Below are 13406 nucleotides of genomic sequence, written 5' to 3'. Positions count from 1 at the left end.
AAAAATGAAAAAAAGATTTTTTTACATAACAATTTTAGTGTCCATTTTTTTCTTTAATGGATGTAGTTTAGAAGAAGAGCCTTTGTCAGAAGCTGCTCCAGATTCTATATTTAGCACTCCTACAGGAATTAGAGATGGAGTAAACGGAATTTATTCCACTTTAAGAAATATTTACGGAACGCAAGAAGGGTTTACCGTAACAACCTTTGGAACAGATCTTTTTAGACACGGTAAAGATGGAGGTGCTAAATTTATGGATACTTATTCTAATGAGTTGAATTCTACTGAGACTTATTTGTATAGAATTTGGACATATTTGTATGCGGGAATCAATTCAGCAAACACCATTTTAGATAGAATTGATGCAGTTTCAGAACTGACAGAAGTACAAAAAAATACGTACAAAGCAGAAGCACGTTTTTTAAGAGCACATTACTACTATTGGCTTACGCTGCAGTTTGGAGATGTGGTACTAAGAGAAACAGAAACCAAAGGAGTAAATACAGAAGATTTGCCTACAGACAAAAAGGTGATTTGGGAATTTATGAAAGCGGATACTCAGTTTGCAATAGACAATTTAACGTACACAGCATCAGATTATGGTAGAGCAACCAAAGGAGCAGCGTTGCATCAAATGGCTAGAATTTTAATTTTGTTAGAAGATTATCAAGGAGCAGAAACAGCAGCTAAAGAAGTAATTAATAGTGGGGCTTACAATTTGTTAGATAGTTATGCAGATGTGTTTGATTATAACAATCAAGAAAATTCGGAAATTATATTTTCCGTACAATATTTAAACGATGCATTGAACAATGGAAATGGAAACCAAGGGCATTTGTTTTTTACACCTGCATACGATCAGTTTCCTGGTTTGACAAGAGATGTAACTCAAGGAGGTCGTCCTTACACAAGGTTTAGACCTACAGAGTTTTTTAGAAACCTTTTTGAAGAGAATGATACTCGTTTTGATGTCACTTTTAGATATACATGGTATTACAACAAAGCAGAAACGCTTCCTGATGGAAAATCTATTGGAGAAGTAGCTATTTGGGAAACAGAACCAGGAGTGTTTTCTGAGATTGCTCCAAATACTGATAAAATGCACTGGGGAATGAAAAAACACGACGATCCTACCAGAGCTAGTTTTCAAGACAAAGCAGGATTTAGAGATTTCTTTGTATTTAGACTTTCTGAAACCTATTTGTTAGCTGCCGAAGCATTGTTGATGCAAGATAAAAAAACAGAAGCATTGGTGTTTTTAAATACGGTACGTAACAGAGCTGCCAAAGCAGGAATGTCGTTAGCAGATATTGTTGCTGGAGATTTAGACATAGATGTTATTTTAGATGAAAGAGCTATGGAACTAGGAGGAGAAGAATTGCGTTGGATGGATTTGGCTAGAACAGGTAAATTGGTAGAGCGTGTGCAGAAATACAATCCTAACGGAGCTGCAAATATTCAAGATTTTCATCAGTTAAGACCTATTCCTCAAACTCAGATAGATTTAAGTACGGTTGATTATCCACAAAATGATAAATATTAAAAAATGAAAAATACTAGAAGTAGTTTTATTACAGCAATCTTTTGTTTTTTCTTATTGATTTCAACGTTTGGATTGCAAGCACAACATACCCAAGCAGAAAAAATTCTTCAGAATTTTCATGAAAACAAAGAAATTTTGGTGGTTTCGCACAGAGCTGCGCATCAAAAATATCCTGAAAACTCCATCAAAGCCATTCAAGAATGCATCCGTTTAGGAGTAGATATTGTGGAGTTGGACGTAAGGCAAACCAAAGATGGTATGTTAGTAATTATGCACGATAGTTCTGTAGACAGAACCACAAATGGTAAAGGAAAAGTAAGCAAATTAACTTGGGCAGAATTGCAAGAACTTTATTTGGTTGTTGATGGAGAAACTACGAATGAAAAAATACCAACGTTCGAAGAAGTTTTAAAAGTAACCAAAGATAAAATTCTGATAGATGTAGATTTTAAAGCTGATAGTAAAAAAGCAGCAAAAGATACGTATACACTTATAGAGAAACACGGAATGGAAGATCAAATATTGTTCTTTTTGTACAATTATAAAAAGCTTCCAAAGTTACGTAAACTTAACCGTGCTATAAAAATTATGCCTAGGGCTTATAGTGAAAAAGATGTAACTAAGATACTTGAGTATGGAAACATAGACATTATTCATGTAGATGAAAGTTATTATACACAAAGTTTTATGAAAAACCTTGCAGACAAAGGGATTAGAGTTTGGTTGAATACTTTAGGAAAATATGATAGAATGGAGAGAGTATCTAAAAATTCTGGGTTTAATGAAATGTTGAAAAAGAAATATGTAAACGTGATACAAACAGATTTACCAGAAGAATTATTACAGTTTTTAAAGGCTAAAAAATTACATCACTAACAAAAAATAGATTTAGTTTATTTTTGATTTTTTCAGACAAGAAACCTCTAGCGATTAGATTTGCTAGGGGTTTTTTAATTTTAAAGTTATTCTCTTAAATTTTAAAAGAAGCCCCAGATTTTACAGAAATTAAGACAGTGTATTCAAGTATTTTAAAAGTAGATGAAAAAAATATGATCTTGAAATAGGATGCTGTAGATGATGGATAAAATGGATTTTAGTATGCTTTTAAAGCTGCAACTTGTTTAATACTAGTTTTTTAATTTAAATATGCACTTGTTTGTATATAGGGTTGTTTTAGTGTTGAATATGAGGAGTGAAAAGTTGTTTTTGTGAGATAAGCTTTTGAAATGGATTATTTAGAGTGTTTTTCTTATCTTAACACATGAAAAAGAAAATTTGTCTAAACTAAACATCTATGAAATTTTACCAATTTTCTCTTTTACTTAAAAGTTTTTTTTTAAAGTCTAATAAAAAAAAATACTACGAAAGTCTATTGATAGACAAATACACAGGCATAAATTCTTATAAAAAATTAGTTGAGGAATTTGAAACGGCTACTTTTAAACCTACAGCAGAAAAAGTCTTGTTTATGGGGTTGGTTTTTGGAATGTCGCAAAAAATGATATTAAAAAAACTAGGAAATCCTAGTTTGATACACATTGTTTCTAAAAAAGAAGAGATTTATGTTTTGTCTTATACCCTTAAAATAATGAAAAAAAGAGCAAAAGCGGATTTTCATTTTTTTAGAAATAAATTGTTCTATGTAAACGTAAATTTTTACAATCAAGAAATAAATTCTATTGAAGATGTTTTAAAGATCCTAAAAATTAAATATGGAAATTTCTTGTCTTCAGGTAAAACCTTCTTTAAGAATAATTTAAACAACTCAATTGGAATTGATGTGAATTTAGGCTTGAGTCTGAACTATTATTCCATGTGTTCTAATTTTCATGAAAAGTTTAATGTTTTACGAAAAATAGAAGAGCAAAAGTCTATAAAGGAAAAAGACAAGCAATCTAAAATTCTTTTCGAAAATTTATAGTCTTTTAATAAATTCATGGTCCATATAGGGAATTTTACAACCTTTATTTTTTTCAACAGATCAATAAAGAATATTCAAAAAGTTGATTAAAAACAACTTAAGTTTGATTTTTGATCAATTAGAAAAGGAGAAGGCAAGGGTATCTTTGGGTAAGTTGCTATACTTTAACCCCAATTAATACCCCAAAATTATGATTAGATTTATTCTATACCGTTCGTTTTTTAGATTTAAAAGTTGTGTGAAATGTTCTTTAAAAAAATGTATTGATGTTCAAAATTACAGAGATTTACTCAATGAAAAATATCCTACAATAAGATCATATATTCCAGTTGTTGATAGGATTAATAAGATTTCCAATAGCAATGTGTCAGATAGAAACATATCATTATCAAATGTAGAGTTAGGAATTTCGAGAAAAGAGTTATTGCATGTGTTGGGGATTCCAAAAACCATTTTACAAGTATCCAAAAAAAACAAAGTTGAGGTATTTTATTACAAACGAATGTTTGGAAGACATAAAGCTAAGGTTGAATTTCATTTTCATGAAAAAAAACTTTTTTATATAAATGTAGTACTTCCTAATTTAGACGAAATAATAAACACACTTGAATTAAAGTATGATTTTACGCTAACCGATAGAGAGTATGGGTTTAGAGCAAAATACAATCATGCATTTTATATAGAAAAAGATGTGAATATTGTCTTGAGTTGCTTTTCTAATGATCTATATTTTTTACAAGTATTAGAATCAGAAGATGCATACTTCAAAATTCAACAAGAAAAGGTTGAAGAAAAGAAAATGAATTATTACTACGAAACATTCTGATTTATTATTTTAAGATAAGGGTTGCTGTCATATTGTCATATATTTGTGACAATTTATGAAATAACTACACATGGCATGCATATTGACTAATTCAAATTGTAAAAATGAATTAACAACCTTATTAAATAAAATATATCATTATGAGTAAGATTATTGGAATTGACTTAGGAACTACAAACTCATGTGTTTCTGTAATGGAAGGAAACGACCCAGTTGTAATTCCTAATGCTGAAGGAAAAAGAACAACACCTTCTATTGTTGCTTTTGTAGAAGGAGGAGAGCGTAAAGTAGGAGATCCTGCAAAAAGACAAGCGGTAACCAACCCAACTAAAACGGTTGCTTCTGTAAAACGTTTTATGGGAAACAAGTTTTCTGAATGTACAGATGAGGTAGCAAGAGTACCTTATGCTGTAGTAAAAGGAGATAACGATACACCACGTATTGATATTGACGGACGTTTGTATACGCCACAAGAAATTTCTGCAATGACATTGCAAAAAATGAAAAAAACTGCTGAAGACTATTTAGGTCAAGCAGTAACAGAGGCTGTAATTACAGTTCCTGCATATTTTAACGATGCACAACGTCAAGCTACAAAAGAAGCTGGAGAAATTGCAGGTTTAAAAGTACAACGTATCATCAACGAGCCTACTGCTGCTGCATTGGCATACGGTATTGATAAAAAAGGATCTGATCAAAAGATTGCTGTGTACGATTTAGGAGGAGGTACATTTGATATTTCTATCTTAGAAATTGGAGACGGAGTTTTTGAAGTATTGTCTACCAACGGAGATACTCACTTAGGAGGAGATAACTTTGATGAAGTAATTATTGACTGGTTAGCAGATGAATTTAACGCTGCTGAACAAATAGATTTACGTAAAGACCCAATGGCTTTACAACGTTTGAAAGAAGCTGCTGAAAAAGCAAAAGTTGAATTGTCTTCTTCTGCTCAAACAGAAATCAACTTACCATATGTAACTGCTACGGCTTCTGGTCCTAAGCACTTGGTAAAAACATTGTCTCGTGCTAAATTTGAACAATTGGCAGCAGACTTGGTAAATCGTTCTATGGAGCCTGTTAAAAAAGCATTACAAGATGCTGATTTAGATATTTCTGATATTGATGAGGTAATTTTAGTAGGTGGATCTACTCGTATTCCTGTAATTCAAGAAAGAGTAAAAGCGTTTTTTGGAAAAGAGCCTAACAAAGGAGTGAATCCTGATGAGGTTGTAGCAATTGGTGCTGCTATTCAAGGTGGAGTTTTAGCTGGAGATGTTAAAGATGTATTGTTGTTAGACGTTACACCTTTGTCTTTAGGTATTGAAACTATGGGGAATGTATTCACAAAATTAATTGAAGCGAATACAACCATTCCAACTAAAAAATCTCAAGTATTCTCTACAGCTGTAGATAACCAACCATCTGTAGATATTCACGTATTACAAGGTGAAAGAGCAATGGCTGCAGATAACAAAACAATTGGTCGTTTCCAATTGACTGACATTCCACCAGCACAAAGAGGAGCACCTCAGATTGAAGTAACTTTTGATATTGATGCTAACGGAATTATCAAAGTTTCTGCATTAGACAAAGCAACAAACAAATCTCAAGAAATTAAGATTGAAGCTTCTTCAGGATTGTCAGAAGAAGAAATTGCTAGAATGAAAGCAGATGCTGAAGCAAATGCTGAATCAGATGCAAAAGCAAAAGAAACTGCTGAGAAATTGAACACTGCAGATCAAATGATTTTTCAAACAGAGAATCAATTGAAAGAGGTAGAAGGAAAATTACCAGAAGACAAAAAAGCTCCTATCGATGCTGCTTTGACAGAATTGAAAGCTGCTTATGCTGCTAAAAATGTAGAAGGAATTGATCCTGCTATCGAAAAATTAAATACTGCATTACAAGGTGCTGCTGCAGAATTTCAAGCGGCTGCTCAAGGTGAAGCTGCTGGAGCTCAACAAGCAGAACCAACAGCAAATGCTGAACAAGATGATGCTGTAGAAGATGTTGATTTTGAAGAAGTAAAATAAGACGAAAGTTTTAGATTAAGTTGAATATTAGAAAACCGTTTCAGGAAACTGAAACGGTTTTTGTTGTTTTAAAAAGTATGTTAGGAAACATTATAGAGTCTTTGGGAAATATATAATGCAATTTAAAAAGAGAAGACGTATCTTTTTAGATTGAAATTAAATTGATGATTGTGATTGAATCTAAGTATAGTAAAATCATTAGGTTAGGGGTGAATTCTAATTATTCTAGCGAACAAAATAAAAGAATACAGCTGTTAAATACATATGCATTAATTTGGATGCATTTTACAATTTTGTTTCCATTATCAGACTATTTAACAAAAGATGTAGATTCGGTCGTTATCAATTCTACAATAGCTCAATTAACAACGTTTACGAGTTTAATTATAGTGATTGTATTAAACAGGTATGCTTTTTTTAAAGTTGCTAGGTTTTTATGGATTTTTACCGCTTTCTTAAACTTTTTTTGTTTTTCTATATATATACTTCCGGGTATGTATATGGAATATTATTATCTGCTTATTCCAGGTATTGCACTTTCCTTGTATACTAAAAACACCATTCCTTGGGTGATTGTTTTTTTATGTTTTGTGTTGTTTTTAACTCCGTATTTTTTTATTGTGGTGTATCCAGTAGATTATGTTGAGAGAATGGAGGTTCCAGCAATATTAGGTGTTTTTTTAAGTCTCTTTTTTTTAGTGAATTACTTTAAAAAAAATAACATCGAAAATGAAAAGAAATTAGCAGTTGCCTATCAAAAATTAGAAGAAACAAAAAAGAGTGAATTGGCACATTTGCAATTGAAATCTTTAAAAGCACAAATGAATCCTCACTTTATGTTTAACGCTATGAATTCTATTCAAAGTTTGGTGTTGAAAGGAGATAAGAATGAAGCTTATAATTACTTAACTAAGTTTTCTTTAATGATACGTGAGAACTTAAACATGAGCGAAAAAAGTTTTGTTTTCTTTGAAGAAGAGTTGTCATTATTAAAAAAATATTTAGAATTAGAAAAATTGAGGTTTAAAGATGATTTTGAGTATCAGTTATTTGAAGTAGAAAACATGGAAACGGTTAAAATTCCAGCCATGATTATTCAACCTTTTATAGAAAACTCCATCAAACACGGATTGCTACATAAAATAAATGGAGTTAAAAAGCTAGAAGTGTTTTTTAAACTAGAAGAAGAGGTATTGGTGTGTGTAATTGTAGACAATGGAGTAGGTGTTGTAGCATCTGAAATAATAAACGAACAGAATGATGATAAACAAGCTTCTTTTTCTACAAAAGCTATTGAAGAAAGACTTGTTTTTTTAACAGATTTTTACAAAACAGATATTGGATTTAAATATTTGCCAACAGATGTAGGAACCAAAGTAGAGGTTAAAATTCCGTATGTAAAAGACAACTATTCATATTAAAACTTGTTATTTTGAAAAATATATATCATGCTTTTTTAGGAGTAGGACAGCAATCAAACTACTCTTCTTTAGAGAATAAAAAGATAAAATTATTAAACATTTACGTGCTGATAACACTTCACTTTGTAGTAATTATGCCTATAGGAGATACTATTACCGGGATTATTACATCAAAAATAATGTTGAGTTATTTGGTCTTGTTGTTGTTTATGGCGGTTATTTTAATCTTAAACAAACATCATAAATATTATTTGGCAACATCTCTGTGGTTAGGGATTGTTTTGTTTACCATTTTTATGTTTTCAACAGTTTTGCTACCAGAGGCTTATAGCGAATATTACTATGTGTTTGTACCAGGAATAGCATTAACGCTTTTTAATAAAAATACCATTCCAGCTTTTGTTACATTGTTTAGCTTGTTTCTTTTTTTTATTCCTTACTATGTAATTGTTGTGTATCCAGCATCTGTCGTAAATAAATTAGATCCATTTGCTGTATTTGGACTGTTTACCTGTGTTTATTTATTGGTGAATTATTTTAAAAAAATTAACACAGATAATGAGAAAGAATTAAGAGCAACTTATTTAAAACTAGAAGAAACTAAAAAGAATGAACTAGCTAATTTACAGTTAAAACTTTTAAGGGGTAGAATGAATCCTCATTTTATGTTTAACACTATGAATTCCGTACAGAACTTGGTGATTAAAGGCAATACCATGGATACTTATACGTATCTCTCTAAATTTTCTGCAGTGATTAGAGATAATTTAAAAATGAGCGAGAAAACGTATGTGTTTTTTGAAGATGAATTCTTTTTGTTACAAAGGTATTTAGAGCTGGAAAAATTAAGATTTAAAAACTCCTTAACATATAAGTTAGAGAAAGTAGATGTTGCTCATCATGTTAAAATTCCATCTATGATTGTTCAGCCTTTTGTAGAAAATGCTTTGCATAGAATGTTTCATAAAACAGAGGGAATCAAAGAAATTAACATTCAATTTCATCAAAATAATAATTTTATCACCTGTACTATTTTAGACAATGGAGTTTATTTAGAGGAATTGTTTTTAGATGATTCTAAAGATTCTTTAAAAGAACAGCCCACTTTTTCTGTAGAAAATATAAAGCAGCATTTAGAGTTGTTAAAGGAGTATTATAAAATAAATATTCATTTTGAATATTCGTTGCTAGATAATAAAACAAGATGTTTGATACAAATACCACAAACTAAATAATGAAAAAAAACAAAGCCATTATCGTAGATGATGAGTTGAGTGCTAGGGAAAACTTAAGTTATTTAATTCAAAATTTTTGTCCAGATATTTGTATCATAGATACTTGTTGCAATGTTAATGAAGCAGTACTTAGCATAAAGAATAAAAAACCTGATGTGGTATTTTTAGACATAGAAATGCCACAAAAGAACGGATTTCAATTGTTAAAAGAGTTTGATGAAATTGATTTTCAAATTGTGTTTATTACAGCTTACGATCAATATGCAGTAAAAGCTTTTGAAGTTTCAGCGTTGGATTATTTGTTAAAACCTATAGATATTGATAGACTTTTGGAAGTATCCAAAAAAATTGAAAATACCTTAGGTTTGATCAGTTTTCAAAAAAGATTAAGTACGTTGTCCATCAACAAAAAGAAATTATCCAAAATTTCTATTCCATATAAGAGTGATTATGTAATTATTGATATTGATGATATTTTATACATAGAAGCAGATAGAATGTATAGCCATGTTTATACTACAGGAGAAAAAAAATATACAGCATCTAAAAAACTAAGTTATTACGAAGAATTGTTGTTTGAAAGTGAAAAAATAAAACGAATTCATAGGTCTTGGGTTGTCAATTTAGACATGGTGACAATTTATTCTAAAGCGGAAAGAAGTTTGATGATTCATGGGAAGGAAATTCCTGTAGGAAAAACATACAAAGAACAAACAGAGTCTTATTTAAATCCTTAAAAAATAGATTGGGAAAGAATAATTTGTAGTTCGGAAACTATGTAAAAGTAAATGTTGATAAAAGTTTCATTTTTGGGTCAAATAAAAATTATTAAAAATGAAAAAGACCCATTATTTATCAAGAGCATCATTGTTTTTGTTGTTATTTGTTACGTGTTTAATAACTGTAAGTTGTTCAAAAGAAGATACAGAAGATACTGCTACGTTAGAACCAGTAAGTATTCAAAGTGCCAATTTTGAAAATTATACATCAAAAACAGCTAGTTTAAATAGAGCAGTGTATGATTTTAAAAATACTCCTGTAATTCAAGTAGAAGGATACAATGAAAACTATACTTATGAATTAAAATTAACAGGAAGGTATTTAGAAAATGAATATACCTTAGACTTAACTGCTGAAAATTCTGGAGATGAAATTAAAGTAGAAGAGGGAAAAAAAGGAGGTGAAGAATTGGCATCTGTGTCGGTTCCCGTAGGTAATACTACAGAAGAAACAAGGGTTAATTTAGAAGCGGATATTTCAGACTTAGATTTAGAAGTAGATGATTATATTGCTGTTATTATTGAAAAAGAAAGTGCTACCGAATTAACAGTCACATCTTCGGATGATTTACAATCTGAAAGTGTAGCCTATGAAACTTATGTAATTGATTCTGATGCAACAAATTTTTTAAGCGGTACACAAATAGAAAATTATGATAATTGGACAGTTTTGACAGAACTTAATTTAAATAGCCACACAGAATTTAGAGTAAGACCTAGTGTAACAAACTTTCTTAATGGAGTTGGAGTGGTATTGGGAATTTATGATTTAGATGCTAATAAAATAGATTATATCTCCTCAAATGGTTCAAATGGATCTGGATCGGGAACTTATTCTTACAAGTTTACAGCTAGTAAATTAAATGAGATCATTACAGAGGATGGAGAGTATTTGTTAAGGTTGGAAGAAAGAACAAGTACTATAGATGCAGACGATACAGGATATAGAAATGGATTGTTTCAAAAAATAAACATTACAAAAATTACAGGTTTTGGTGTAATCATAGAAGAACATAAGTAAGAAAAAGGAAAGCTATTTATTGATTTTACCTCTACATTTTTTTGTAGAGGTTTTTTATGTTTTAAAGTGTCTTTTTGATGTTTTAGCTCTGAGACTTTTTTATTTTAGTGTTAGAAAAAAAATTATGCAGTTTTATCAAAAAGAAATTCAGCTAGCTCCCAAAAAAAGAGGATATCATTTAATTACAAATGAAATCCTTTCAGCTATTCCAGAACTAAAAAAACTAAAGATAGGACAGCTACAAGTATTTATCAAACATACATCAGCAAGTTTAACTATTAACGAAAATGCAGATCCTACGGTAAGATTAGATTTTGAAACACATATTAATAAAATGATTCCGGAAGATATGCCTTACTATATGCACGATTATGAAGGAAGTGATGACATGCCTGCACATATAAAAGCATCTATGTTAGGAAGCTCTATAACCATTCCTATTTCTAATGGAAAGTTGAATTTAGGAATTTGGCAAGGAATTTATTTGGGAGAACATCGTAATTATGGTGGAGCTAGAAATGTTGTGATTACTGCATTTGGAGTATTCGTTTAATTGTATTTTCCTTTGAACTGAATCGCATTTTTAATGTGGGCTAAATGATGGTTACAATGCCAGGCATAGATACCAATATTTTCTGCCAAAGAGAATTTTTTGCCGTGTTCAGGGTGTACAAATTCTAGTTGCAACTTATCTTGAGACAAACTTTTTAACAAACAGATCCATTTGCGATGCAAAGCAGTGAGTAGTGCTAAAGAAGGTGAAATATCATTATCTACAGCATCGGCAAGTTCTGCCCATTTGTCTTCGTAATAAGGACGAATGTCAGGAGTTTCTTCTGTGAGCGCTAGTTTGAAACGAATAAAGCTATTCATATGGCTATCGGCACAATGGTGAACTACTTGTTTGATCGTCCAACCTTTTGGACGATATTTCCAATTTAATTCTTCAACGGTTAAGTTTTGGGTGATTTTTGTCACCAAACTTGGAAAAATTTCAATGTCTTGTAACCACAGTGTCAATTGTTCTGAAGAAGGTGATTTGCAATCTGTACATTCACCAATTGGAAATTTTAAATGCTCTAAAGTCATACTATAGTAATGTTTACCTGCCTAAATATAAATAAAACATATAGGATCAATGCTGGTATCCATAAATAATTTGTGTTATCATAATATACAAATTGATAAGAGAGATGAGAAAAATTACAGTCTTTTGTTTACGAGTCATTGCATAAATTTTAAAAAATAGTCTTTGTTTTTTAAATTCACTTACAAAGTAAAACCCATATATTTTGATAACTATCAAAATATATGGGTTTGTATTTTTTAGAAACCAAAATAGGTTTGTAGTTAGTCTATAGAGATAAGATTGATATCAAAAACAAGTACAGAACCTCCAGGAATTGTACTATAATCATCTGAACCATATCCTAAACTTGAAGGAACCAATAGTTTACCAGAGCCACCAGTTTTAAAGTAAGGAATTCCTTCTGTCCATCCTTTAATTACACTTTGTAAATTAAAACTAACACCAGAAACACTGCTTTGATCGAAAATTGTTCCGTTGGTATAATACCCTTTATAGGCTACTGTAACATTGTCTGAGCTTGTTGGGGATTCACCCGTTCCGTCACCTTCAATAATGTAATATAATCCGGAATCAGTTTTAACGGCAGTATCTGTTAAGTCATTTTCAGCAAGATAATCTACAATTTCTGCATCGTTAGCGGTATCAATATCATTATAAATAGCAAGTAATTCAATATCAAAAATAAGTACAGATCCTCCAGGAATGCTACCGTAATCGGAATTACCATAAGCTAATTTTGAGGGAATGATGATTTTTCCAGAACCTCCTGTTTTAAATTGTGGAATTCCATAAGCCAGCCCCAATAAAATTTTTTGTAAAGTCAATTGAGTTCCATTGTCAGCACTTTGGGTAAAAATAGTTCCATTAGTAAAATAACCTGTGTAATTTACTTTGACAATATCTGAGGAGATAGGAAAATCTCCTGTTCCTTCTTCATCAATTACATAGTAAATTCCGGTATCACTTTTTTCTGCATTTAGATTGTTATCAGCAATGTATGTCAACATTTCGTTTTCATTATCTTCGGTATAATCTTTAGGAAGATCGTCTCCAGAACAAGCAGTTAATAGAATAAAAGATAGGGCAAAAAGTAGTTTTTTCATGTTGTTAATTCTTTAAAAAAAATAAAGATATAACAAATAATGGGTTTAGTTCAATTTCCAATGGTACTCTCTATGCACTTTTAGCATAATATATCCAAAAGGAAGCCACCAAATGAGATCATTAAAAATAAGGGTGTAGAAAAATTCAAAAGGAACAATTCCTTGAGCGTAATTACCTACAAAACCAATGGGTCCAAATATTTTCCCCAGAAAACCTACAGCAACTATCGGCCAATGTCTCATCGGGTTGTAAGATGCCCACCAATAACCCAAACCATATACGCCAACAATCATTCCCACACCTTGCCAAATCATAGGTAAGTTTAAACGCTCCATGCCTACCAAATCAAAGAATTGATTGGGAAATAGCACTACCCAAGCTCCCCATATAAGATTGTAAACAGCTGCCAGTTTTAAAATTATTTTCATGA

At 31.0% G+C, this 13406-nt stretch carries 13 protein-coding genes; 10 read left to right on the top strand and 3 right to left on the bottom strand.

The genetic code is table 11. The annotated features are described in order from the left end of the window. Positions 1–4 precede the first annotated feature (4 nt). The 10 genes from Q4548_RS04855 to Q4548_RS04810 all read left to right on the top strand — a co-directional run bounded on the left by Q4548_RS04855 (position 5) and on the right by Q4548_RS04810 (position 11335). Positions 5–1543, top strand: coding sequence for a RagB/SusD family nutrient uptake outer membrane protein (locus Q4548_RS04855; protein ID WP_303452121.1), 1539 nt, complete (start codon positions 5–7; stop codon positions 1541–1543). A gap of 3 nt (positions 1544–1546) precedes the next feature. Next, positions 1547–2419 (top strand): glycerophosphodiester phosphodiesterase family protein, encoded by an 873-nt coding sequence (locus Q4548_RS04850; protein ID WP_303452119.1) that lies wholly within the window; start codon positions 1547–1549, stop codon positions 2417–2419. 418 nt (positions 2420–2837) lie between these two features. After that, a complete protein-coding gene (locus Q4548_RS04845) occupies positions 2838–3464 on the top strand; it encodes a hypothetical protein (protein ID WP_303452117.1) in 627 nt (208 codons plus the stop codon). 190 nt (positions 3465–3654) lie between these two features. Further along, positions 3655–4290 (top strand): hypothetical protein, encoded by a 636-nt coding sequence (locus Q4548_RS04840; protein WP_303452115.1) that lies wholly within the window; start codon positions 3655–3657, stop codon positions 4288–4290. 140 nt (positions 4291–4430) lie between these two features. Beyond that, complete coding sequence (gene dnaK, locus Q4548_RS04835; protein WP_303452113.1) at positions 4431–6326, top strand: molecular chaperone DnaK; 1896 nt, start codon at positions 4431–4433, stop codon at positions 6324–6326. Between the two features lie 164 nt (positions 6327–6490). Continuing rightward, positions 6491–7747: a sensor histidine kinase gene (locus Q4548_RS04830; protein ID WP_303452111.1), complete on the top strand. Its 1257-nt coding sequence runs from the start codon at positions 6491–6493 to the stop codon at positions 7745–7747. Between the two features lie 11 nt (positions 7748–7758). Beyond that, the gene (locus Q4548_RS04825; protein ID WP_303452109.1) at positions 7759–8982 is read left to right on the top strand and encodes a sensor histidine kinase; all 1224 of its coding nucleotides are present in this window, start codon (positions 7759–7761) and stop codon (positions 8980–8982) included. After that, on the top strand, positions 8982–9719 hold the full coding sequence (locus Q4548_RS04820; protein WP_303452107.1) for a LytTR family DNA-binding domain-containing protein: 738 nt from the start codon (positions 8982–8984) through the stop codon (positions 9717–9719). The genes Q4548_RS04825 and Q4548_RS04820 overlap by 1 nt, the downstream gene beginning before the upstream one ends. A 97-nt stretch (positions 9720–9816) precedes the next feature. Next, the gene (locus tag Q4548_RS04815; RefSeq protein ID WP_303452105.1) at positions 9817–10782 is read left to right on the top strand and encodes a hypothetical protein; all 966 of its coding nucleotides are present in this window, start codon (positions 9817–9819) and stop codon (positions 10780–10782) included. Between the two features lie 124 nt (positions 10783–10906). Then, positions 10907–11335: a secondary thiamine-phosphate synthase enzyme YjbQ gene (locus Q4548_RS04810; RefSeq protein ID WP_303452103.1), complete on the top strand. Its 429-nt coding sequence runs from the start codon at positions 10907–10909 to the stop codon at positions 11333–11335. On the opposite strand, the gene Q4548_RS04805 is transcribed toward Q4548_RS04810, so the two are convergent. From Q4548_RS04805 to Q4548_RS04790, 3 genes are all read right to left on the bottom strand, one after another. After that, a complete protein-coding gene (locus Q4548_RS04805; RefSeq protein ID WP_303452099.1) occupies positions 11332–11871 on the bottom strand; it encodes a YfiT family bacillithiol transferase in 540 nt (179 codons plus the stop codon). The two genes, Q4548_RS04810 and Q4548_RS04805, sit on opposite strands and share 4 nt — an antisense overlap. 261 nt (positions 11872–12132) lie before the next feature. Beyond that, positions 12133–12975, bottom strand: coding sequence for an FKBP-type peptidyl-prolyl cis-trans isomerase (locus Q4548_RS17170; RefSeq protein WP_336622729.1), 843 nt, complete (start codon positions 12973–12975; stop codon positions 12133–12135). Between the two features lie 45 nt (positions 12976–13020). Continuing rightward, complete coding sequence (locus Q4548_RS04790) at positions 13021–13404, bottom strand: alkyl hydroperoxide reductase (protein WP_303452097.1); 384 nt, start codon at positions 13402–13404, stop codon at positions 13021–13023. Between the last annotated feature and the right edge of the window lie 2 nt (positions 13405–13406).

Origin of the sequence: Wenyingzhuangia sp. 2_MG-2023 (genome assembly GCF_030548295.1) — a bacterium.
GTDB lineage: Bacteria > Bacteroidota > Bacteroidia > Flavobacteriales > Flavobacteriaceae > Wenyingzhuangia.
The sequence above is the reverse complement of the archived record's forward strand: the minus strand, read 5'-3'. Positions and strand labels throughout refer to the sequence as shown.